Origin of the sequence: Vallitalea longa (genome assembly GCF_027923465.1) — a bacterium.
Lineage (GTDB): Bacteria > Bacillota > Clostridia > Lachnospirales > Vallitaleaceae > Vallitalea > Vallitalea longa.
Genome location: NZ_BRLB01000025.1, coordinates 40,247 through 62,738, shown reverse-complemented (window position 1 = coordinate 62,738; position 22,492 = coordinate 40,247). Strand labels below are relative to the sequence as shown.

Genomic DNA, 22,492 nt, shown 5'->3' with positions numbered 1-22,492 from the left:
ACTTGAAACTATCAGAAAGAGTATATACTTGTGAGTGTGGCAATTCAATAGATAGAGACCTAAATGCAAGTATAAACATTAAAAATCAAGGTAAATTGTTGTTGCAATATTAAAATATTACAGGGTAAGGCTTGCCCGTAGAGCTTGGTAATAATAGTAACCATTAGGTTACTACGTCCCAAGAAGCCCCCTCAAAACCGTTTTATAGGTTTAGTGGGGGAGCATGTCACATCTACTGTATTTAAGTCAACTATTGTTTTATCAAGTATTCTTGTGTTCTTAATTGTCTCATCAATTACTCTTCTTGTTATAATGATTTTGTTATTTACTTTAACTACCTGAGTATGGTAATCAATATTATTCTTAACAACATAATCTATATTCTTCTTTCTAGGATGATAAGTTATACCTTTTTTAAGCGAATTTACTTGTGATGCTAGTGATATTAAACCAATTTCCATCTGTGTATTATTATAATATTCCTCTCCATATTTGGGGGAAATATTTATATACAATCTTTTCATAATATTCATTGTATCGCCCTGATATTCACCCTTAAATCCACTAATTATTTTAGATATACCCCCTGTTACATTAGAAGCCCCATCAGCTGCAATATATGCGCCACCTATACTAATAGGAATTCCCCATCCTGTCCAACCGAATGTACCAACTACACCTGTACCCAACGTATATTCTGAAATACCACCTATAGTTTGAACTCCCACTTCAGTATAATATGTAGCCTTAATTTCAACATCATTGCACCACTTCCAAAGATTTGATTGTTGCGCAATAATGAAATTGTCAAATGTTTCTTCAAAATAGCTATAGTCAACCCAACCAACGTATTTTTCAAATTTTTTATCACCATTAGCAGTTACTTCCATTCCTTCTATTAAGGAAGTTACATATTTCTTATTACTTCTAGAGAGACCTTCATAATCAAGAGATTTAGTCTCTAATTTATTTGAAATATCTTTTTCAATATTATAACTGCTAGAATTAAATAAGTTGATAAAATTGTTGTTTTGTACGTTAGTATAAATGTTCCATCGTCTATAAAACTATCTTCTTGAATGAACCCATTATTTATTAATTCATCCATTCCTATCATACATGAAGCTTGAAATGTAGCTTTGTCCAAACTACCTGTTACATCTATGTTTTTTCCTTTTATATACTGTTGTATTTTCTTAATTTTATTCCTACGATAATAATCTGTATTTTTATATTCCTTACCAAAAAACTGATTTTCTGAACTCAATTTGGTATATGTATCTTCTGATATTACTGACTTTGAGTAATTTTTATTATTTACATCAATTCCTATTCCCTCAAAAAAATTATGCAAATGTGTTATTATACTTTTACCTGTAACTTGATTATATAATAATTCAAACCAATTTGGTATAACACTAAAACCGCTTAATGTTGTTCCATTATGTCTCATGTCAGTCATATTAGAACTACTTGAGTTAGTAGTATCATCTAATAATCCTGAAAATAGATTATTTATTTGATTTTCACCTTCACTATATTCAGCTATTGCTTTATTGATAATTTGTCCACTATTATAAGAACGTTCAACAATATTTTCTAAATCTTTTGTCAATACAACAAATTGCTCTTTTGTATTGTCTCTTATTTTAATGTCAAAGTCAATTGAATTATATACATTTCTAAATGTATCAAATATATAGTCTATAATTTCTGTTATTTTTTTTATATCGCTTTCTTTATCATATAACCTATTTAAATTATAACTTGTATATCCCATAAAAATACTCCCTTTCTTTAATACTATATCTTTTATAATAATTTCAATAAATTCTGACGAACGACATTATTTATGGGATAAAATGCATTTTTTTATGATATATAACATGCTAGTATTATTCGCTATCATTTATAATATCAAAAGAACTATAACATTACACCTTCATTAGAACACTCTTCATTTGTTCTTGAAATAACAAATTCAGTAAGTTAAGGGAAATGCTATTGGGTGTAAATTTTCTGAAACAGATCTAAATGTGAAATAAGTACATAAAATAGAAAATTTATAAATAATATATTTTTATTACAAAATCTGCAACATAATTTATATGTATTGATTGAACTAAGTTGCAGTTTATTTTGAGTGTAATTTTTTTAATCTAATCTACGTCATAATAGCTGACTTTGTTATCTTAATTGACGGTAAAAAATCTGCAATAACATAACCTACTAGGTATGTTCCTAAATAGAATTTTTGTTTCTTAATTTAATTTTATCTAATCCTCCTTAAGTAATTATGCGCTTCTTTAGTGATAATTCAAAAAAGAATTTATATATTAATAAAGCTATTTTAGTATTATTAAAATAAAATTCGTAAAAATAATATACTCTCATAAAGAGTATATTAAATATTGTTTAAATGGTACCCTATTTTTTGCATCTGAGATTAAAAAGGTGCAGTAATAAATGATATATCTATACCATGTGATAATAATGTCTTTTTTAAAATACATGTTGTAATAATTAATAATGTCATAATCATTACATTTTTCACATTAACTAATATAATAGAAGAAAATGGTATTTTTCTTTCATCTGCCATAAAAAGAGCATTACCTATTGTTATACTTAATATCAGTCCAAATACTTTTAATGGTATAAGATATATGATTGATGGTACTCCTGATTCAAGCACTGCAATAGCATAACCTACTAGGTATGTTCCTAAATAGAATTTTTGTCTCTTATTTAATTTCATCTAATCCTCCTTAAGTAATCATGCGCTTCTTTAGTGGTAATTTAAAGAAGGATATTAAATATTGTTTAATTATGTGACCTTGCTTTTTACATCTAAGATCAAAAAGGTGCAGTAATAAATGATATATCTATACCATGTGATAATAATGTATCTCTTAATATTTCTGAACCAACAATTAATAATAATGCAATAAATGCACTTTTTACACCCACTAATACCACAGAAGTAAATGGCATTTTTCTTTCATCTCCCAAATAAAAAGCTCTACCCACTGTTATAGCTAGAAGAATTCCAAATAATTTTATTGGTATGAGATATATGATTGATGGTACTCCTGATTCTAGCACTGCAATAGCACAACCTAATAGGTATGTTCCTAAATAGAATTTTTGTTTCTTATTTAATTTCATCTAATCCTCCTTAAGTGATTCTTGAACTTCATCAATTACATCTTCAGCACTGCCTCGAGAATTAAAGATATCTAGTCCTGTAAAAAATGATAGGGTAGAAAAATTCCAATATTTTATTGATATAGTTTTTATTGGTACGTTACTTGTATTAAAATGTCCAATAATAGCATTGGTATTTGTTAAATTTATTTTCAAAGGTCCAGCAGTTCCATTATTTAATTGGTATGCTAACCGTGAATTGGTATATCCTTTAATCGCAGTTTGAGTAGTTATAGATTTTGATATTGTTGTTGCAGCTGCTACTACCTGTGTACAATTATATATAGTCTCTCCTGCTTCATCCCCAAAGACAGCTTTGTAGCCATTCCTCATATAATTCCAATCTACTGCCTCTTCACTATCAGGATCAATATTATTCCATCCATTATGCATTTTACCAAATCCATCTGAAATATTACTCATACCATCTACCATTAAATAGCCACCGCCACACATTGCTACTGGGGCAAGTATACCTCCTGATAGTGCTGTTCCAGCCGTTGCAATTCCAATTCCAGTCTTGCCCTCAGTAAATCCACCAACAATCTGTGCTGCTCCTAATGCCATTTGCCCATAATCAGCATGTGTTGCCTTGTCCCATGTATTAGATAAATCTTCAGATATTGAATCCCATGCGTTAGATGCAAATTCGGATGTTGTATCCCATGCGTCAGATGCAAATTCAGTTGTTGTATCCCATGCATTAGACGCAAATTCAGACGTTGTATCCCATGCATCAGATGCTACCTCTGGTATACTTCTTAATGTATCACCAATTTTATCCCAAAAACTTTTTTTCTCTGGTTTATCATGATACTCATTAGATTCAATATGGTTAACAGGATAATTGCTATATTTGTTAAATATAAACCTATAATTACCATAAATATCTTTTTGAATCAATCCACTATCTACTAATTCATCCATTCCTATCATTCGTGAAGCCTGATATGTAGTTCTGTCTATACGACCTGTTGCATCTATGCTTATTCCTTTTTCTCGAATATACTGTTGTATTTCCTTAATTTTACTTCTACGATAATATTCTGTATTCTTATATGCACCATAAAATTGATTTTCTGAACTCAATTTGGTATATGTATCTTCTGATGTTACTGACTTTGAGTAATTTTTATTATTTACATTAATTCTTATTCCCTCAAAAAAATTATGCAAATGTGTTATTATACTTTTCCCTGTAACTTGATTATATAATAATTCAAACCAATTTGGTATAACACTAAAACCGCTTAATGTTGTTCCATTATGTCTCATGTCAGTCATATTAGAACTACTTGAGCTAGTAGTATCATCTAATAATCCTGAAAATAGATTATTTATTTGATTTTCACCTTCACTATATTCAGCTATTGCTTTATTGATAATTTGTCCACTATTATAGGAACGTTCAACAAGATTTTCTAAATCTTTTGTCAATACAACAAATTGCTCTTTTATATTGTCTCTTATTTTAATGTCAAAGTCAATTGAATTATATACATTTCTGAATGTATCAAATATATAGTCGATAATTTCTGTTATTTTTTTTATATCGCTTTCTTTATCATATAACCTATTTAAATTATAACTTGTATATCCCATAAAAATACTCCCTTCCTTTTTTTTAATACTATATCTTTTATAAAATAATTTCAACAAATCCTGACGAACGACATTATTTATGGGATAAAATGCATTTTTTATAACATACAACACACTATGTATTTCATTTTAATCTGGTTTTTAATTGTAGATTTTCTATTTTACATATTACTAAAAGATACCTCTTAAACTTCAAACAAACATAAATCTATATCAAAAAATAATTATATCCTTACTAACTAATAGCTCCAACTAGGATTATTAATTAGTATATTAATCAATAGATACACTCCAAATAAAAGTGTTAATCCATTCATGAAATATCCAAAGATATGCATGAACTTGTCTTGGTTTCCATAATAGTTTGTTTTTATTGATGTTCTTAATGGTAAAAATACTATTGCTTTTTTAACAAATCCTAATATACTTCCACTTATTAGGAGAATGGAGAATATTAATTCAGCTATTGTTGTGTATCCCTTTTCTGCAAGAAATAAACAAATACATGTTAGTATATATAATGAAATAATCATTATGTATAAAATTATATTGTGGTTTTTCTTTGACATTTTGATCTCCTTTATGTAACTATTGTTAATGTTCAAATTAGTTTTATTGAAATTTCGTTTTTATTAATAAAGCACCCAAATAAGGTCTTATTATTTACTCACCAAAAGACTCTTATAACCAAATGTATTATTACATTCATATAACTAATATGTTCATTTGTTCACTGTTTTCATCATAGCTATCTTCTTCTTGAATAATAACAAACAATATATATTTTTTACATAATACTATCCCTTTCATTATTTAGCTTCAAATTGCTATAGATTTAACAGATTATAAATAAAAGACTTAAGGTATCAATACTTTAAGCCTTCCATAATTATATATATTCTGTATACAGTAACTTTTATTATTAATTAGCTTTAGCTCAATGCCCTCCTACTAATATGTGTTTCTAAATCAGCTAATCTTGTTGGGATTGGTATTCTACTAATATTATTAATTAAGTTAAGTACTATTTCTGTACAAGTTTCTAAATCAATATAATTTCCACATGATATAAATATAGGCTTTACACCTTCTCTTGTCCTAAGAACTCTACCATATACCTCTTTATTTATTACAATATCAGTGTATGACCCCTTTTTATTTTTTGGCATATCAAAATCAACTGAATTAACTCTTAAATAACTTTTTGCAACTCCTATAGTTGGTTTACATAAGAAAAATGAAGCATGCGTAGCTATACCTATATGATTAAAATGTAAATATCCATTACCATCAAAAATAAATATATCAGGTTCTGATGATAATTTTTTTGAAGCTTCTATAACTAGTGGTAATTCTCTGAACGCGTTCCATACTGCTTATTTCCATTATTCCAATAAGCCAAATCCACACCTGCAATTAATCTTATACTACTTTTATTAAAATTATTTTTCAATATTATTTTTTTTATTAATTTGTTTTGTATCTCTATAAACTTAGATTCTTTATAAACATCAAAATTATGAACTTCTTTTATTTCCATACTATTCTCATTCTCTTCCCATAGTTTTATGCCAATCTTTTTGGTTGTTTATCATTTTTTTGTCTTTTTCAGTAGGTTCTAATTTTTGATTAATTAAAACACCTTTTTCATTCCATTCCTTTAAATTTAAGCATACACCGTATTCATATTCGCCTACAGATTTTATCATACCATTTTTAAACCATATCTTTTCTTTACCTACTATAGTTCCATGTTTCATATGTTGAACACTTTGAACATTTCCATTCTCGTAAAATTCAACATACTGCCCATTTTCTAATCCATCTTTATAAAAACAATAATATGCTAATTGTCCATTATTATTAAGCTCATAAACCAATCCTGTAAACAGTTTTCCACCTTTATCTTCAGCTTTATCTAGAATTCTATCACTACAATACTCATTATATAATTTTTCGAAATTAACACCATTTTTCATTACATTTTCTTTAGTTAATATATTATTTCCCATATTTTAACACCTCCGGATAATAATTTGATCCATTTGTTATATATTCACAGTGTTGACATCTTGGCATTGGAATACCTGCTCGTGGAATACTAGGTCCTAAGCCTTTAGTACTTATCACATGTATCATAAATTCATCTATGTTTGCCCCTTTTCTTGCTAGTAATGCTTCATTCAAAGCATTTACTTCTGCATGTGAACCTGCTCTTTTGGTTTTATTATAGCTGTTAAGTATATTTTGAGGCATATTAACAATTCTTCCACTAATATACTCATCCATTACTTTTGGCAATCTTTTTATAACATACTACTTATTATGTATTATGCTAGTTATTTTTTTAAGATTAAAATAATTATAGGTAAAATCCTTGTTTGCTGGTATAACCATATGATGTATAATTACATTCTTTAACAGTTGATTTTTTACCCTATCAGCTTTATTTTAATTGAATATAGAATAATTTATAAATTAAATTTCCAATCGTTTAATATCTTTATTAACTCTTCTATATATTTTTTTACATTCTTTTATTAATTGTGAAATTGGAATTTCAAGAATAATAGCTTTTCAACCAGAAGGCTAAATGTATTTTTAGAATTTAATCGTTAATCAAAAAAAGAGGCTATGTTTTTCAGTAACTAAAACATAACCTCATGGATATCTTTACTAACCTTTGATAGAAAGTAATTTTTGCTTTAATTCATTTTCAATACGATTAAGTTCTTTTTCTGCTTCTTTTCTCTTTTGGCGACCTTCATTCTGAATATGCATTACCTCATCAAGAGTTGAAATCAAAGATTCATTGGTAGTGCGTAGAGTTTCAATATCTACAATTCCTCTTTCAGATTCCTTTGCGGTCTCAATAGTTGCCATTTTGAGTGTTTCGGCATTTTTCCTTAATAATTCATTAGTCATGTCAGTAACTTTCCTTTGCGCTTCTGCTGCCTGACCGGAATGTGCAACACCTAGAGCAAGTACCATCTGACTTTTCCATAGTGGAATTGTATTTACTATAGTAGATTGGATTTTCTCAGCCATAAGAGTATCATTTCCTTGCACCAACCTAATCTGTGGAGCCATCTGAATGGAAATCATTCTGGTCAATTCAAGATCATGAATTTTCTTTTCAAAACGATTACACATTGACATCATATCATTTACGGCCTGTGCATCCTCTGGAAGTCCACTTTTAGATGATTTTTCAACTAAAGCTGAAAGTTCTTCTGACTGAACCTTAGCAAGTTTTTTCTTACCAGCCAATATATACATAGAGAGCTCTTTAAAATATGTTTTATTCATTTCGTACATTTTATCCAACATGGCTACATCTTTTAATAACTGAATCTGATGACTTTCAAGTGTACGACAGATTTTATTAACATTTACTTCTGCTTTATTATATTTTACTTTCATTGCATTTATTTTATTGGAAGACTTTTTAAAAATTCCAAATAGACCTTTTTGTTCTTCTGTATCAAAGCTTTTCAACTCTAAAACAACACCTGAAAGCATTTCTCCTACTTCTCCTAAATCCTTTGTTTTAACATTATTAAGCGCTGTTTCAGAAAAATCTGCAATCTTTTTCTGAGCTCCTGCACCATATTGGAGAATGAGATTAGTTTTGTCTAATTCAATCTTTTCAGAGAACTCTTCAACTATTTTTCGTTCTTCTTTTGTCAACATAGTTTCATTGAATGCGGGATTTTCTTTATTTACCTGCTCAGATTTCTGCAACATCATATCTTGCATATTATTTTCCTTCTCTACAGTCTCATCAAATAAAGCATCAAAAGTTAAAGTTGGTTCTTGATTACTCATTTTTCATCCTCCTAATTAATTAAAAATCTTTTTCAGTTAACCCTTCTTGTTTTAGCATAGTGTTTAATACCGATATATCCGTTGCTACATCCATTGCTACATCTTGAAATAAACTATCCAATAAATTCTCAAAAGCTAAATTAATGGTATCCAGCGTATTCTCTATTTCCATTTTTGCTGAGCAAATATTTTCCCCTTGTGACGACTGCATATCCAATTCCTTATAAGCATTCAATAATTTCGCAGTAGTAGGAAGATAATAGTCCATAAATTTTTGAATATCTGAAAGCTTTTCTGGATGACTTTCAACATAATTAAAAATTTTTCTTGTTACATCTTCCAACTGATACAATTTTTTAGTGATTTCTATACCTGAAATAACATCATTTGCTTCCCTGATCTGTCTAATATATGATTTACCTTCTTCTATAGACTTTTTAAGTTCAGAATTTTTAATTTCGTCGTTACTTGTTTCTTTCGTTTTCTTACTAACCTCTTGTTCTTTCTCTAACTTTTCAGCTTTCACTTTTTCCTGAAGCTTAAGGTACTGATCATAACTTTCATTATTAAGCATAAAACAAGTTTTTTGGTCATCCAGATGTCCCTCTGGAAACATACCTAAATAAATCATTTTACGCAAATCTTTTATAATAAACCTTTTTTTAAATCCAGTATAATTAGATAATTCCTTAATCATACAATAATTTTTATTTTTAGTATACTTGATATACTTATTAAAACGTTTTAATCTCTTTCTTATTGACCCACCTTTTCCAGTCAAAAATATACTAACACCAAACAACGGTGCTAATCCCTTTAAAATGGTATAAAAAAGGCTATTATCCAAAACATATCCAAGTATACCCATCACAATGATGGCAATTCCAAACAATCCAAGTCCAATACTACCAAATACAGTAAATAATATTCCAGATATTCTTCCAACTGGCTTTACAAATTGCATATAATTAGAAATATCCTTATTTTTATTAACTTGGTTTTCTTCACAAGGTGGATTATTTGAATGATGGTTATATCTATAATGCCTGTCCTTGTATCGTTCATTATATATGTGCTTATTATCACATTTTTTTCTATTCTTGCTATTATTATGATTATATCCTATAGAACTTTTAAAATCATCTAAAGTATTGTTTATGGTATTTCCAATATCTTTATTTAATTGATTAAAATCTCTAGTGTTGACTGCTTTTCGAACACTATCCTTGATTTCATTTCCGATGCTTGAGAAGTTCTTTTTATCCATAGTTTGCCTCCTCATTAGATACTTGCAAAATCTTCTTTTTTATTATATCGTATTACTATGTAATTTTCAAACTATCAATATTAAGATTGTAATTAAAAATCCACTCAAACAGGAAGAAATATTATAGGTTGTTCATAACTTAATTATAAAACTATAAACAAGTTACTCTAATAAGATTTTTATATATTACAATTATTGCTCGTCTAAATTATGATTAAGTAAAGGTATCATAATTACCTTCTAATACATATAATAAAATAATCAATAAATATAAAATTCTATTATAGTCTTTTTTAGACATTCTAATCTCCTTTATTTTGCCTATAGTTGATATACAAGTTAGTTTTTATAGACATTATAAAAAGCACCTCCTACAAGGTGCTAATTTTTTACTCATCAAAAGAATCACTATCATCAAATGTATTATAACTTTCTTCATAGCTATTATCTTCATATGTTTCATTGCTTTCTTCATAGCTATTATTTTCATATGTACCATAGTTTTCTTCATAGTTATCATTTTCATATGTTTCATCGCTATCATCTTCATATGTTTCATTGTTTTCTTCATAACTATCATCATATGTTCCATTGCTTTCTTCATAGCTATCATTTTCATATGTTTCATAACTTTCTTCTTCATATTCATCTGTATCTTCATCATCGTCATATGATTCTACATCATATCTATCTGTCATCATGGCATATGATTCAGTATAAACTTCATTTTCATGTACATCTTCCTCATTGTACTCATGTTTTCTACCCTTAGCCGAAAACGATTTCTTCAATAAAGATAAAATCCAAAATATTAATAGAATCAGCATAAAAAAAACAATAGCACTTGGTCCTAAATTAGCTCTTTCAGTTAGAATTAAGTAATTCATAACATCCCCCTTACTACAATTTTATAAAAGTACTATAAAACAACATTTATCTGCTTTATATACTATTATCCTTACAAAGTATCTAATTGTCAACATTATTTTGTCTTTATTGTTATACTTTTAAAATATGTTCTAATCAAGCAGTTTTATAAATAAACTGAAATAAATTATTAAGCTTCTTGCTTTCTAATAGTACAAGTCATCTTTCTAGCTATTATTTATATTTTTTTCTATTTTTATCCATATAAATAAAATCACAGTACCAATCAAATAGCATACAATATCTTTTACATCAAATGTTGAACCAATAATAATAGATAACAATTTACTATCTTGTAAATTCAACATATCTACAATATGCAAATATTGAGCAAACTCTACCATTGTAGCAAGTATAAAAATATATATCGGCAATAGCTTTATTACTTTGGGTATTAGCCCTCTTATCAATGTATATATTAAAACAACTACTAAGATATCTCCAATATAAGGTCTAATAATGCTATCCTCTAAAAAAGAAGCAATACCTATTTCTATAAAAAGTATAATCAAAAAAATTAATATATATTTTTTGTTCAGTTTCATTATACTATCCCTTCCATTATTTAGCTTCTGAAATAACTAAAAAATAAGTACCAATTACACGGTTGTGATTGATACTGTTATAAAATATTCATTTATTTTAGAGAACTCATGTAAACTAGTCTTGGTCATATGATACAGTTCCAATATACATAATACTATAACCACCACCTTCGTCAAGAACTTTACTACCATTAAACTTGTAGTTGTACAGAAGAGCAACTGTATTTCCTTCATAATCCTCAGCACCCTTGACATTTGCCATAAATTTAGGAATTACTTGCTCCTCATATGAACATCCTTTTATTAATAACTCAATAGATTTTTTAATGTCATCATAAAATGCTATCTCACGAAAATAATCATTTACATCTTTAAGTAAAAACGCATCTTCAAATAATGAATTTACCCTATCACCATCTTTGGAATGACCGACTGTAAAATACTCTTTCATTATATTTTTATCTTTAAAAGTTCCTATCCATAGCGAAATATTTTTCTCATTCATATATCTTCACTCCCTATTAATCCTTCATATGACCACATATAATTAAAAGATTAAAGTTTATGTTTTTCATTTATTTCTCCCACGCTATACCACTCTTATTATCTTGCCAATCAACTAATCTTAATCTTATTATTACCATTTGAGTATAAGCTTTTCTTCTTTCTTCAATTGTTAATTCCCACCAATTTTCATATTTTTCATCACTTAATTCAACTAATTCTATATACCAATTATTTAATTTATTATAATTACTCTTCTTATTCTTAGGTATATCATTTTCCATTGCCATAAGTATAGTATTCAATTCATTAATCTCCTGTTGATTTTCTGACTCTCTTAATATTTTAATATCCTTTGAACTTATATTATCGATTGTTTCTGCTATCTGAAAATATATCTCATAGAATTCGTACATATAATCATTATAATTTCTATCTTTATACTGGTTATTATTACAAATGAATATTGCTGAAATAAAAATACATACTACTATAAGTATAAAAACTAATTTTTTATCTTTTTCTCTTTTTTTTATAATCATTGCTACTCCTTACTAAGTACTAATAATATGATACCATATATTTTTTTATATATGAAAAATTTCTATTTCTTCTCAAATCTTAGAATATACTTTAAGCTTTTATTATATTTTACTATTTTCATCTATAAATTTTTCATTAAAAATTAATATCAATGATATGAACAATATACAGGAAATTACCTTATTCATAAAATCAAATATTATCATATTCGTATTTTGGTTAAACGCCCACCAAAGTGTATACTCAAAATTTTGGAATAATATATGTATAAATATTCTATTATTAATAAAGTATAAACAACAAAAAGCAATTATTATTACACAGTATTTTCCTTTTATTTTAAGAAACTGAGCTATAAATCTATTTTCATATATTATATATACTAGCACAGTATAGTATAAAATGATTGAAATACAACTTGTTAAAAATATTATAAACGATGGAGCATAAATATTTTCAAATACAGTATTAATAATAAAAATAGCAAGCTCTGTTAAAAAAACTTTTATTAATATTTTTATTATTGAATACTCTCTAAATTTTAGAATATTTAGTAGTATAATTATGGATATAGTTATCAATATCAAACGTACCATTTCATATGATATAATCATAAGACAATTATTTCCATTAAGAGTTCTCTGTAAAATCGTTGTGTTCAATATATTCATATCTAGTTTTATTTTAAGTACAAATTCTATTATAGAAAAAAACAATACCGTCATAAAAACTAATATAATTTGTTTTGATTTCATAATTAAATATCCTTTCAATTGTCTACTGTTACATTAATTAGAAAATATTCCAACATCATTATGTTCATCGTATATTGCATGATAAAGTGCTTTTTCATGAATTAGAAAGAGATTAGCCGTATAATATCCGCTAATATAAGAATCAACTTTTATTACATCATGCTCTAATTCATTATTAGAATATCTAAACCAATTCATTACGAGAAAAAGCCTTAAAAAGTTGTCTAAATACATGTTTACAATCCAAAAGTTTTATTAGATAAATCTATCTATGTTTAAGAGACTGCTTTTTAATAATCTTATTAATAAGATTACCCACTTATTAAGAGTATTGTGATAATAAACATAGCTATTGTGGTATATCCCATTGTTCCAATAAATAATCAAACAAATATTAAGATATATAATAAAAGCACCAATACAAGGTGCTTATTGTTTAATCATCAAAAGTATCATGACTTTATTTTATATGTTTAATAGCTTTCTTCTTTCATCTATCATGTCTATCTAATGTCATATCATATGAATCTGAGTATACTTCTATCATACTTATTTTCATACATATTTTATTTTTTATCTATTCCTTATTTTGTGATTTATTATACCACCCAAAAGCTTTATATTTTATAAAGAAATCCAAGAAAGAAATTGTGCTAAAATCATTTAAAATTTCTTCATCTGTTTCCCACCATGAATCAGAGATATAGAGATTAATATCTTTATGATACCACGGAAGAATATTAATATTTTTTCCCTCTAATTCCTCAATTAATCTGTAAATTCTTACATGTTCAGTAATTTTTATAGCAACATCATTTCTAAGTTGGTAACAAATTTCAAACAATTCATTATCATTTCCTGTTTCAAGAATTTGTTTGTATGCAGAATATAATTTACTCTCCATAATATCAACATTATTGGGAACATCTAGAATCACTTTAGATATACCATTATTATTTAGTATTTTAACAAACTCATGTAAGGATTTCCCTTGATTTTCTTGTATACACTTTTTGTATTTTTTTACAAAATCATAGTCATTATATATCCCTTTTCTAACAATAATTTTTTTTATTTGCTTATCCATTTTATACCTCCAATTTAGTCCCATGTAATATGGACTCTAAATCCTTGTTCTTTACTGTAAATATTTATATGATAGTGCTTCTCCTATTCCGTCCAAGAAACTTGGATTTGCAGCAGCAGCTACATTATATCCTATAAGATAAATAGAACTAGCAGAGGTATTATGGTAATTATTACAAAAATTCAGCTTTTTGATTTGTCCTATATAATTATGTTCTTGAATAAAACTATTATCATTTAATCCACCTATTCCAATCATCTGTGAAGCTTGAAATGTAGCCCTATCTGGTTTCCCTGTTACTTCAATATTTAACCCTTTATTTTTAATATACTATTGTATTTGCTTAATTTGTTAATCCCATAATAATACCCCCTCCTCTTGATTAATACTATATCTTTTACAATATAATTTCAATAAATCCTGACGAACGACATTATTTATGGGATAAAATGCATTTTTTATAACATATTGCACTCTATGTATGATTAAGTATATTTATATATTTAATTATATTCCAATGTAAAATTTAATTAAGTTTACCAATTGTAACTTATAATGCAGCAATATTAATAATTACCAAAAAACTAATACTCTAAAAAAAATATTCATTAAAGAAAAGTTCTGCTCTTCTAATTAAATCCTCATAAAATTCCAAGTAAAATATTATATTCTTTCTATTAATCAATAAATGTTTATATGAATTCTCCGACAACATTAACAGGAATATTCATCATTTGTTTCAAATCTTCCAAATGCTTACTATCCATAGCTACAACCGCACAAGTAGCAGGTCCTGCTGTTTTATTTAAATCAAGACTTACATCTTTACATGGTCTGAATTCCAAATTACTTGTTCTCGCCATTTCACCAGCTTCATAAGATATTCCTTTAGAGCCTACTGGCAAAACATCCTCTATGAAGTTAAGGCTTTTTATTCTTTTCAATATCTTTAAAGTCATGATTTCACCTTTATCACCAACTACTTCATTCCCTACTTTTGGAATCCCTACTGCCACAACTATATTACCTGATTTTGCCTTTGGATAGTTCCAGTTCTTCATATTGACCTTTCCTATAACAGTCAACCCAATTCCTGTAACTGTAACGGGAATATTTTCTTCTGTACTTCCAGTAACTACCGACTCCTTATCTACTTCAATTTCATCTAATGCAGCATATATTCCATCAAGAATTCTCTTGCCTGTATCTTTCATTTCAACAGCAAAAGTATTAATTACAGTTATAGGTTCTGCTCCCAATGCTATAGTTTCAGAAAGAGATACTATAGCTGTATAATATCCAGTAATATAAGGGTCAACTTTTATTACATCATGCTCTTTATTACCTATACCTCCACATGAATCGCAAGCAACGGTTAATACATTTTCATTATCAAAACTAATTAAAGTAATATCCCTAAATTTTTTAATCATTTATTCTACCTCTTCCATAAATTTTCATATTCAAATAACCTTTATTCCTACAATTGAATTTTTTAATAATCAATTTAATTATTGATCATCTGCAACAGTACACCATATTCATATTTATATTCAATCTCTATAATCATTCCTGGTAAAATCTTAAAATGCCAGCGATCTTCGCTGCTCAGATTTAATAAATGCATTATAGCTGTTCTAATAACTCCACCATGAGTTACAATAACGCTTGTACCTTCTTTATCTTTAATCTTATCTATAAAACTAATAACACGTTTATCAAAATCCAAAACATTTTCCCCTTCGGGAATAACATAATTCTTGTAATCATTCATGAATTGGTTATAAGCATCAGGATATTTTTGTAAAGCTATATCAGAAGTTAATCCTTCAAAAATACCATAATTCATTTCTCCTATTTCATCAATAAACTGAGCTTTCTTTCCAATACATTCTTGTATTTTCTCAGCAATAATTTGAGTTCTTTTCAATGGACTAGAATAAAAATAATCCACTTCTTGTAACCTGACATAGTCTAATATTTTATCTATCTGTTTCAATCCATTATCGGTAAATTCAGAATGTGTTATCCCATATATGAGCTTGTCAATATTAGCACATGTTTCACCATGCCTTATAAAAATAAATTTCATAATACACCCCCATAATATCATCATCAATTCGAGTCTAATAATTTATATAATTAGTTAGCTTTTCCACAAAACTCCATATATAAAATGTATCTCTATAATAGTAAAAGGATAATAACATTATCATTTTATTTAACTAGTATGAAAAAATCAGATATAAAAAGTTACTTTTAAAAAAGGTTAATAAATAACTTATTTATTATATATTTTTTGATAAAACTATTATCTAACATAAATTATTATGTATATTTAAAATAATAAGGCAATAATAATTACTATATGGCTCAGCAAAGTTTACATAACATCTTTTATAATAAGCTTTCTAATAAATAGGCACTTAATAAAAATACAACCTGTGAAAATTCAACAGTCATACCAATAACATCTCCTGTTATACCATCAAGCTTTTTATTAACACTTGAACTTACTAAAAGTACGATTATCCCTGTTATCACTGTAGCTATCAACAACAACCATTTCTGAAATAAACTAACTAATATTATTAGTAATATAAATCCACCAATAACATGTGAAATCCTAGTATTATCAATAAAATCTTTTCCCATTCCTTTTTCCTTTGCATACTTATTAAGAGAACAAACAAGTAATGCAAAACATCTTCCAGCTACAGGAAACAACAATATAGTGACATCATTACTATACCCTAACAGTACTATCATACTCATAAAGTACAATATTAAAGCAGTAACACCAAAAGCCCCTATCCTACTGTCCTTCATTATCTCAAAAATTCTATCTCTATCCCTATAACTGAAAATACCATCACTGACATCAGCCAACCCATCCAAATGTAGTCCACCAGTGACAATCAAATAAACTAAAATTATCAACAATGACAGTATCATGGGAACCAACTTATCCCCAAAATGTCTTATAGGAAATAATATCCCTCCAATGATTAACCCAATCAAAGGCATATATTTTATCCCCTTAATAAAATCATCACTATTAAAATCAAACTTATATCTAATAGGAATCCTAGTCAAAAAAGTCAACATAAGTATGAAACCCTTCATTACCTATCATCTCCCTTAATTTTCATAGGAAGCGAAGACACCATAAAATACACTTCATCAGCTCTCCCAGCTAAATACTGATTAACTCTTCCCGCTATATCTCTAAAAATACTCCCTAACCTATAAGCTGGAACCAATCCCATTCCAACCTCATTAGTTATAAGAATAATATCCTTATTATTGTCACTCATAAAATCCAAAAGCTTATCTACCTCACTAAAAACATAATCCTCTACCATCTGAATATCCTCATTACTACAAGTATCATAATCAATATCCTTATCGAACATCAAATTAGTGACCATAGTAGTGATACAATCCAAAAAAAACAAATCCGTCTGCTCAACTATTTCCTTATCAACATCATCAAACCCCTTATATCTCTCAATAGTCACCCACTCTTTGGGTCTCGACTCCTTATGCTTCCTAACTCTCTCCTCCATATCCTTATCAGTTACAACTGCCGTCGCTATATAAGCAATCCTTTTACCTCTCTCCTTAGCCAACTGCTCCCCGTAACTACTCTTACCACTACGAGCACCACCTGTCACCATAGTAATTCCCACTACAATCACTCCTTCAATATATCTAAATTATCATATTTACTAACTCACTGAATTTATAATTCATCTAAAATAAACCAACTAAATACATAATTCTTATGTAATTTTATTATAAACATTCTTTCATTAATATAAAACACTTAACTTATATAAAGCATATCTTATACCAAACTAACTAATCTCTCCACTTCCCCCTTGCCAAACCGAAGGGTATAAGTATTAATAATCACGCAGACCGACCGCTTCTCAGGGTAAGGCAAGTGATTATTAATACTTATACCCTGACTAACCTTGAAACCAACTTAAAATTATCCTCCCTCCCCTTCAAAGCAATCCTAACAAACCTATCATTCAACGACACAAAATCATCACAAACCCTAACGAACATATCATCTTTCAACAATTCCTCATTCAATTTATTTCCTGAGAAATATTTCAACTTACACAAAAAGAAATTACTATAACTCTTATACACCTCAAGAACTTCTACCTTCTTCAACGCATCATACATATATTCCCTTTCTTCACTAACCCACCTATTAGCTTTTTCATGAAACTCCCTATCTTCAATTACCTTAGGCACTATATCAAGAGCAAAAGTATTCATAGTCCAAGGCTCCTTGTACTTCTCCATCATCTCTATAACTTTTATATTACTCACAGCATAACCTATCCTTAATCCTGGCACAGCATAATACTTAGTCATTGATCTAAGAGATAATATCCATTCATACCCAATAGCACTACCAATAGGCTCATTACCCGTAAACTCAACAAAAGACTCATCAATAAATAGAAAACTATTCTCTTGTTTCACAATATCTACAAGCTTACCTATTAAATCAATACCAATATATTTTCCAGTAGGATTATTAGGATTACACAAAACTACAACATCAGGTTTAATCTCTTCCACTTTATTGGAAAAAGCATCCATATCGAATGTAAAATCATTATTATTATCTAAAACATAACTATATATCTCACTACCAGCCAATGTAAAAGCTCTTCTGTACTCATTGAATGTTGGTTCAATAATCAGTACTTTCTTAGGCTGTATAGCTCTAGCAAACAAATATATTAATTCACTAGCACCATTCCCCATAATTATATTATCAACATCTGTATTAAGATGTTTGCTAATCGCCTCTTTTGCTGCATTCCCTCCAATATCAGGATATTTACATATATTATCTATACTAGATATTATAGCTTGTCTTATATTATCTGATACACCTAACGGATTAATATTAACGCTATAATCAACAACTCCCTGTCTACCATAGAATCCTCCGTGCTTATTCATATATTTCATTCCTTTCTAGTAAAACAATTGATCAATCTTATTCTAACAAGTAACTTAATGCAGACAAATTAAGAATTATAAATTAAATAAATGATATTGAAAACATAATTAAACATATCACAACTAGTGTTATAATCTCAGAAACATATATTACACTAGTAGATTTAACAATATGCTTACCATTCAATTTTTCTCCAGGATCACCAATGGTTGGTTTCACCACAACCTCATCAAAATATGTATTAGTTCCACCTATTTGAATATTCAACAGTCCTGCAACTACTGATTCTGGATAGCCACAATTTGGACTTTTATGATTTTTATTATCTCTTCTCAATATTTTTAATCCTTTTTTAAAATCATATCTGAGTACTCCTCCAGCTAACAACATAAAAAAGCTTCCTAACCTAGCTGGAATATAATTAAATATATCATCTGTCTTAGCAGAAGCGAAACCAATATCTTTGTATTTAACATGGAGATATCCTACCATAGAATCCAGTGTATTAACTGCTTTATACATAAATACAAATTGTACAGGCATATTTACAATAAATCCAATAGCTATAAACATTAATGGAGCAAGTACTCCATCTACAGTATTTTCTGCTGCTGTTTCGATTGCTCCTCTTATAATTTCTTCTTTAGTTAAATTGTTAGTATCTCTTCCAACTAAATAAGATAACTGTTTTCTAGATAATTCCAAATCATCCTTTTCTATTGCTTTATATACTTTTAATACTTCATCTTTTAAACATTTAGCAGCCAAAGCAGTATATAATAAATAGGTAGTTACTATATCTTGTATGTATGGATGAATTTTAGAACATACGAATAGCACTAGGGTTATAGAAAAAAATGTTATTCCGACTGTCGTAATTAGAAGTACGAAACCTCCAATCTTCAAAGGTATTCTACTCTTTCTTATTGTCTTTTCTAATCTACTGATTAATTTTCCTATATATATAATAGGATGTGGTATATTAACAGGGTCGCCAAATATTCTATCTAGTAATATGGCTATACATAATATTATTATGGGTTTCAATTATAGCACCTCTAATTTTTTATTATATTTCAGTAAGCAGGGCAAAATATTATAATCATGCCTTCTCCATAGAAATGATATGTCTACGTGATTATAATACTTTACCCTTATTAATAATTATAAAGTTGAGTTATCTATTATAAATAATATCTTTTATTTTATCTATATCCATATGATCTCTTACTAGTTTTGCTAATTTATCGTACTCAATGTCTTTTAGCTTAGCGTAATCAATGTTACTATCAATGTCCAATCCTTTTTTATTCTTTATATTATCAAGGATCAGTTTTCTTAACTCATCGTTGTCGAATATTCCATGAAGATATGTTCCCATTACATTTTTCTTGGCGTTCATTGCACCGTCTATTCGTCCATCTTGTAATTTAATAAGTGGTAAACTATCACCCATCAACTCGGTTTTACCCATATGTATTTCATATCCACTAACTTGTAGATTATAGGATTTTTCTGCAAAAGGAATATCTTCTATTATATTTCCAGTTATTTGGGTAGTTTGTTTGCTATCTTCCATTTCCGTAATAATTTCTAACAAACCTAATCCGTTAATACTTGACATTGAAGTTTCTACACCTTTTTCGTCTTCAATGGTTTCACCTAATATTTGATACCCTCCGCATATACCAATAATTGGGACATCATTCCTATGAGCTCTATATATACCTGCCTTCAGTGATGAATTGTGTATATATTCCATATCTTTTATGGTATTTTTACTGCCTGGAATAATCAGAAGGTCAATTCCTTCGTAATCTTTATTTTCTTTTATGTACCTTACAGATACATTATCTTCTAATTCAAATACTGTGAAATCAGTAAAATTGGACATATGTGGTAACCGCAGTACCCCTATAATGATATCTGCCTCTTCTTTCATATCAAATCTTTCAGTAACACTATCTTCATCATCTATTTTTAGTGATTCATAAGGGATAACCCCCAAACATGGTATTTGCAATTTTTCATAGAACATATCTATACCAGGTTGAAGTATCTTGACGTCACCTCTGAATTTATTTATGACATACCCTTTTATTCGCTTTCTTTCTTCAGGTTCCAGAAGCATAACTGTTCCATAGATTGAAGCAAAAACTCCTCCTTTATCAATATCTCCTATTAAGACAACAGGAGCATCAACCATCTCAGCCATTCCCATATTAACGATATCATTTTCTCTGAGATTAATTTCCGCTGGACTTCCTGCTCCTTCTATTACTATAACCTCATGTTTGGATTGTAACTTATTATAAGATTCCATTATGTGCTGTTTTAGTCCTGCCTTTGTACCGAAATAATCTTTGGCACACATATTCTTATATATCTTACCATTTAGAATTACTTGACTTCCTACATCACTTGTAGGTTTCAATAAAATCGGATTCATTTCAACTTGTGGTTTAATACGTGCGGCTTCAGCTTGTACAACTTGAGCTCTGCCCATCTCTTTTCCATCTTCTGTTATAAAAGAGTTAAGCGCCATATTCTGAGATTTAAATGGAGCTACACTAATTCCATCATCATTTAGAATTCTACATAAAGCAGCAGTCAATATGCTTTTACCCACAGTTGAAGCAGTTCCCTGAAACATAATATTATTCATTATTATTCACTCCATTTTTTCATTATTTTACATAACTACTTAGGTTATCATTAACATATTCGATTATAAAAACTTAAGATTTTTGGGGATATCGTTTGAAGAAATGTCATAGAATAATTGAAATATACATTAAAACAAACCCATATCTCCACACGCAATCTGGATTTAATATTCAAGTAATCAGTGCTAAGTATCCTGACTTATACATATAACCCAATGTAATGTCTTCCCAAACTATTAAGTCCAGTGACCTCTATTACATTAGTAGTAAATTACAGTAGCGGTGGCTGTACTGGATTTTCACCAGTTTCCTTAAAACACAACTTACTTTTGCAAATAATACACTATAACATAGTAGTATTATTTGCATATATTAAATTTTTACATGAATTCATTATATTCTATACCAAAGATAAAATCAATATCTTGACTATATTTAGTTTATATATTATAATTATTGTAATTTAGATATTTGTCTAATAATCTAATTATTATAGTAACCTATTAATATCAACTGGACTTTACCACTTCAATATTCTATGTGAGTAAGCTTATGAAAGGCTTAA

At 28.1% G+C, this 22,492-nt stretch carries 27 protein-coding genes and 1 riboswitch; of the genes, 1 reads left to right on the top strand and 26 read right to left on the bottom strand.

The window, feature by feature from the left end:
- The first annotated feature begins 2 nt into the window (after positions 1 to 2).
- Positions 3 to 113 (top strand): zinc ribbon domain-containing protein, encoded by a 111-nt coding sequence (locus QMG30_RS25195; RefSeq protein WP_334305046.1) that lies wholly within the window; start codon positions 3 to 5, stop codon positions 111 to 113.
- 78 nt (positions 114 to 191) lie between these two features.
- Here QMG30_RS25195 and QMG30_RS23070 read toward each other — a convergent pair whose 3' ends face one another.
- The 26 genes from QMG30_RS23070 to QMG30_RS22950 all read right to left on the bottom strand — a co-directional run bounded on the left by QMG30_RS23070 (position 192) and on the right by QMG30_RS22950 (position 21,926).
- Positions 192 to 890 (bottom strand): hypothetical protein, encoded by a 699-nt coding sequence (locus tag QMG30_RS23070; RefSeq protein WP_281819477.1) that lies wholly within the window; start codon positions 888 to 890, stop codon positions 192 to 194.
- A 71-nt stretch (positions 891 to 961) separates the two neighbouring features.
- The gene (locus QMG30_RS23065; RefSeq protein WP_281819476.1) at positions 962 to 1,780 is read right to left on the bottom strand and encodes a hypothetical protein; all 819 of its coding nucleotides are present in this window, start codon (positions 1,778 to 1,780) and stop codon (positions 962 to 964) included.
- A gap of 666 nt (positions 1,781 to 2,446) precedes the next feature.
- The gene (locus tag QMG30_RS23060) at positions 2,447 to 2,758 is read right to left on the bottom strand and encodes a hypothetical protein (RefSeq protein ID WP_281819474.1); all 312 of its coding nucleotides are present in this window, start codon (positions 2,756 to 2,758) and stop codon (positions 2,447 to 2,449) included.
- A gap of 98 nt (positions 2,759 to 2,856) precedes the next feature.
- Positions 2,857 to 3,168 carry a hypothetical protein gene (locus QMG30_RS23055; RefSeq protein ID WP_281819473.1) on the bottom strand — a complete coding sequence of 104 codons (312 nt, stop codon included), beginning with the start codon at positions 3,166 to 3,168 and terminating at the stop codon, positions 2,857 to 2,859.
- Positions 3,169 to 4,809 (bottom strand): hypothetical protein, encoded by a 1,641-nt coding sequence (locus QMG30_RS23050; protein ID WP_281819472.1) that lies wholly within the window; start codon positions 4,807 to 4,809, stop codon positions 3,169 to 3,171.
- A gap of 239 nt (positions 4,810 to 5,048) precedes the next feature.
- Complete coding sequence (locus QMG30_RS23045) at positions 5,049 to 5,378, bottom strand: hypothetical protein (RefSeq protein WP_281819471.1); 330 nt, start codon at positions 5,376 to 5,378, stop codon at positions 5,049 to 5,051.
- A gap of 363 nt (positions 5,379 to 5,741) precedes the next feature.
- Positions 5,742 to 6,113, bottom strand: a complete 372-nt coding sequence (locus QMG30_RS25120; RefSeq protein ID WP_330680836.1) for an endonuclease V — start codon at positions 6,111 to 6,113, stop codon at positions 5,742 to 5,744.
- Positions 6,114 to 6,151: 38 nt separating this feature from the next.
- The gene (locus QMG30_RS25115; protein WP_330680834.1) at positions 6,152 to 6,349 is read right to left on the bottom strand and encodes a hypothetical protein; all 198 of its coding nucleotides are present in this window, start codon (positions 6,347 to 6,349) and stop codon (positions 6,152 to 6,154) included.
- Between the two features lie 7 nt (positions 6,350 to 6,356).
- The gene (locus tag QMG30_RS23035) at positions 6,357 to 6,821 is read right to left on the bottom strand and encodes a toxin-antitoxin system YwqK family antitoxin (protein ID WP_281819470.1); all 465 of its coding nucleotides are present in this window, start codon (positions 6,819 to 6,821) and stop codon (positions 6,357 to 6,359) included.
- Positions 6,811 to 7,098 carry a YwqJ-related putative deaminase gene (locus tag QMG30_RS23030; protein WP_281819468.1) on the bottom strand — a complete coding sequence of 96 codons (288 nt, stop codon included), beginning with the start codon at positions 7,096 to 7,098 and terminating at the stop codon, positions 6,811 to 6,813. The genes QMG30_RS23035 and QMG30_RS23030 overlap by 11 nt, the downstream gene beginning before the upstream one ends.
- Before the next feature lie 387 nt (positions 7,099 to 7,485).
- A complete protein-coding gene (locus tag QMG30_RS23025) occupies positions 7,486 to 8,568 on the bottom strand; it encodes a toxic anion resistance protein (RefSeq protein ID WP_434784585.1) in 1,083 nt (360 codons plus the stop codon).
- A gap of 88 nt (positions 8,569 to 8,656) precedes the next feature.
- Positions 8,657 to 9,904 carry a 5-bromo-4-chloroindolyl phosphate hydrolysis family protein gene (locus QMG30_RS23020; RefSeq protein WP_281819467.1) on the bottom strand — a complete coding sequence of 416 codons (1,248 nt, stop codon included), beginning with the start codon at positions 9,902 to 9,904 and terminating at the stop codon, positions 8,657 to 8,659.
- Between the two features lie 389 nt (positions 9,905 to 10,293).
- A complete protein-coding gene (locus QMG30_RS23015; RefSeq protein WP_281819465.1) occupies positions 10,294 to 10,791 on the bottom strand; it encodes a hypothetical protein in 498 nt (165 codons plus the stop codon).
- Positions 10,792 to 10,998: 207 nt separating this feature from the next.
- Positions 10,999 to 11,376, bottom strand: coding sequence for a ribosomal maturation YjgA family protein (locus QMG30_RS23010; protein WP_281819464.1), 378 nt, complete (start codon positions 11,374 to 11,376; stop codon positions 10,999 to 11,001).
- 115 nt (positions 11,377 to 11,491) lie between these two features.
- A complete protein-coding gene (locus QMG30_RS23005) occupies positions 11,492 to 11,881 on the bottom strand; it encodes an immunity 22 family protein (protein WP_281819463.1) in 390 nt (129 codons plus the stop codon).
- Between the two features lie 70 nt (positions 11,882 to 11,951).
- Positions 11,952 to 12,422, bottom strand: coding sequence for a hypothetical protein (locus QMG30_RS23000; RefSeq protein ID WP_281819462.1), 471 nt, complete (start codon positions 12,420 to 12,422; stop codon positions 11,952 to 11,954).
- Positions 12,423 to 13,211: 789 nt separating this feature from the next.
- Complete coding sequence (locus QMG30_RS22995) at positions 13,212 to 13,376, bottom strand: hypothetical protein (RefSeq protein WP_281819461.1); 165 nt, start codon at positions 13,374 to 13,376, stop codon at positions 13,212 to 13,214.
- 379 nt (positions 13,377 to 13,755) lie between these two features.
- Positions 13,756 to 14,265, bottom strand: a complete 510-nt coding sequence (locus QMG30_RS22990) for a hypothetical protein (protein ID WP_281819460.1) — start codon at positions 14,263 to 14,265, stop codon at positions 13,756 to 13,758.
- A gap of 51 nt (positions 14,266 to 14,316) precedes the next feature.
- Positions 14,317 to 14,523 carry a hypothetical protein gene (locus QMG30_RS22985; RefSeq protein WP_281819459.1) on the bottom strand — a complete coding sequence of 69 codons (207 nt, stop codon included), beginning with the start codon at positions 14,521 to 14,523 and terminating at the stop codon, positions 14,317 to 14,319.
- Positions 14,524 to 14,957: 434 nt separating this feature from the next.
- The gene (locus QMG30_RS22980; protein ID WP_281819458.1) at positions 14,958 to 15,698 is read right to left on the bottom strand and encodes an AIR synthase related protein; all 741 of its coding nucleotides are present in this window, start codon (positions 15,696 to 15,698) and stop codon (positions 14,958 to 14,960) included.
- A gap of 74 nt (positions 15,699 to 15,772) precedes the next feature.
- Positions 15,773 to 16,357, bottom strand: coding sequence for a histidine phosphatase family protein (locus QMG30_RS22975; protein ID WP_281819457.1), 585 nt, complete (start codon positions 16,355 to 16,357; stop codon positions 15,773 to 15,775).
- A gap of 305 nt (positions 16,358 to 16,662) precedes the next feature.
- Complete coding sequence (cobS, locus tag QMG30_RS22970; protein ID WP_281819455.1) at positions 16,663 to 17,391, bottom strand: adenosylcobinamide-GDP ribazoletransferase; 729 nt, start codon at positions 17,389 to 17,391, stop codon at positions 16,663 to 16,665.
- Positions 17,391 to 17,957 carry a bifunctional adenosylcobinamide kinase/adenosylcobinamide-phosphate guanylyltransferase gene (gene cobU, locus QMG30_RS22965; protein WP_281819453.1) on the bottom strand — a complete coding sequence of 189 codons (567 nt, stop codon included), beginning with the start codon at positions 17,955 to 17,957 and terminating at the stop codon, positions 17,391 to 17,393. Before cobU ends, cobS begins: the two co-directional genes overlap by 1 nt.
- Positions 17,958 to 18,228: 271 nt before the next feature.
- Complete coding sequence (locus tag QMG30_RS22960; RefSeq protein ID WP_281819452.1) at positions 18,229 to 19,260, bottom strand: pyridoxal phosphate-dependent aminotransferase; 1,032 nt, start codon at positions 19,258 to 19,260, stop codon at positions 18,229 to 18,231.
- Positions 19,261 to 19,342: 82 nt separating this feature from the next.
- Positions 19,343 to 20,308 (bottom strand): adenosylcobinamide-phosphate synthase CbiB, encoded by a 966-nt coding sequence (gene cbiB / locus QMG30_RS22955; protein WP_281819450.1) that lies wholly within the window; start codon positions 20,306 to 20,308, stop codon positions 19,343 to 19,345.
- A 130-nt stretch (positions 20,309 to 20,438) separates the two neighbouring features.
- Positions 20,439 to 21,926, bottom strand: a complete 1,488-nt coding sequence (locus tag QMG30_RS22950; RefSeq protein WP_281819448.1) for a cobyric acid synthase — start codon at positions 21,924 to 21,926, stop codon at positions 20,439 to 20,441.
- 168 nt (positions 21,927 to 22,094) lie between these two features.
- A riboswitch (cobalamin riboswitch) is annotated at positions 22,095 to 22,263 on the bottom strand.
- Positions 22,264 to 22,492 lie beyond the last annotated feature (229 nt).

What these genes read in the sequence shown, in the direction of transcription:
- QMG30_RS23000 (WP_281819462.1), bottom strand. Translation starts at nt 12,422, where the DNA reads ATGATTATAAAAAAAAGAGAAAAAGATAAAAAATTAGTTTTTATACTT.
- QMG30_RS23010 (WP_281819464.1), bottom strand. Translation starts at nt 11,376, where the DNA reads ATGAAACTGAACAAAAAATATATATTAATTTTTTTGATTATACTTTTT.
- QMG30_RS22995 (WP_281819461.1), bottom strand. Translation starts at nt 13,376, where the DNA reads ATGAATTGGTTTAGATATTCTAATAATGAATTAGAGCATGATGTAATA.
- QMG30_RS22950 (WP_281819448.1), bottom strand. Translation starts at nt 21,926, where the DNA reads ATGAATAATATTATGTTTCAGGGAACTGCTTCAACTGTGGGTAAAAGC.
- QMG30_RS23030 (WP_281819468.1), bottom strand. Translation starts at nt 7,098, where the DNA reads ATGGATGAGTATATTAGTGGAAGAATTGTTAATATGCCTCAAAATATA.
- QMG30_RS23060 (WP_281819474.1), bottom strand. Translation starts at nt 2,758, where the DNA reads ATGAAATTAAATAAGAGACAAAAATTCTATTTAGGAACATACCTAGTA.
- QMG30_RS22960 (WP_281819452.1), bottom strand. Translation starts at nt 19,260, where the DNA reads ATGAATAAGCACGGAGGATTCTATGGTAGACAGGGAGTTGTTGATTAT.
- QMG30_RS23070 (WP_281819477.1), bottom strand. Translation starts at nt 890, where the DNA reads ATGGAAGTAACTGCTAATGGTGATAAAAAATTTGAAAAATACGTTGGT.
- QMG30_RS23045 (WP_281819471.1), bottom strand. Translation starts at nt 5,378, where the DNA reads ATGTCAAAGAAAAACCACAATATAATTTTATACATAATGATTATTTCA.
- QMG30_RS22985 (WP_281819459.1), bottom strand. Translation starts at nt 14,523, where the DNA reads ATGATTGGAATAGGTGGATTAAATGATAATAGTTTTATTCAAGAACAT.
- QMG30_RS23020 (WP_281819467.1), bottom strand. Translation starts at nt 9,904, where the DNA reads ATGGATAAAAAGAACTTCTCAAGCATCGGAAATGAAATCAAGGATAGT.
- QMG30_RS23015 (WP_281819465.1), bottom strand. Translation starts at nt 10,791, where the DNA reads ATGAATTACTTAATTCTAACTGAAAGAGCTAATTTAGGACCAAGTGCT.
- QMG30_RS23055 (WP_281819473.1), bottom strand. Translation starts at nt 3,168, where the DNA reads ATGAAATTAAATAAGAAACAAAAATTCTATTTAGGAACATACCTATTA.
- QMG30_RS23025 (WP_434784585.1), bottom strand. Translation starts at nt 8,568, where the DNA reads ATGCAAGATATGATGTTGCAGAAATCTGAGCAGGTAAATAAAGAAAAT.
- cobS (WP_281819455.1), bottom strand. Translation starts at nt 17,391, where the DNA reads ATGAAGGGTTTCATACTTATGTTGACTTTTTTGACTAGGATTCCTATT.
- QMG30_RS23035 (WP_281819470.1), bottom strand. Translation starts at nt 6,821, where the DNA reads ATGGGAAATAATATATTAACTAAAGAAAATGTAATGAAAAATGGTGTT.
- QMG30_RS23065 (WP_281819476.1), bottom strand. Translation starts at nt 1,780, where the DNA reads ATGGGATATACAAGTTATAATTTAAATAGGTTATATGATAAAGAAAGC.
- QMG30_RS22980 (WP_281819458.1), bottom strand. Translation starts at nt 15,698, where the DNA reads ATGATTAAAAAATTTAGGGATATTACTTTAATTAGTTTTGATAATGAA.
- QMG30_RS23050 (WP_281819472.1), bottom strand. Translation starts at nt 4,809, where the DNA reads ATGGGATATACAAGTTATAATTTAAATAGGTTATATGATAAAGAAAGC.
- QMG30_RS22990 (WP_281819460.1), bottom strand. Translation starts at nt 14,265, where the DNA reads ATGGATAAGCAAATAAAAAAAATTATTGTTAGAAAAGGGATATATAAT.
- QMG30_RS23005 (WP_281819463.1), bottom strand. Translation starts at nt 11,881, where the DNA reads ATGAATGAGAAAAATATTTCGCTATGGATAGGAACTTTTAAAGATAAA.
- QMG30_RS22975 (WP_281819457.1), bottom strand. Translation starts at nt 16,357, where the DNA reads ATGAAATTTATTTTTATAAGGCATGGTGAAACATGTGCTAATATTGAC.
- QMG30_RS25115 (WP_330680834.1), bottom strand. Translation starts at nt 6,349, where the DNA reads ATGGAAATAAAAGAAGTTCATAATTTTGATGTTTATAAAGAATCTAAG.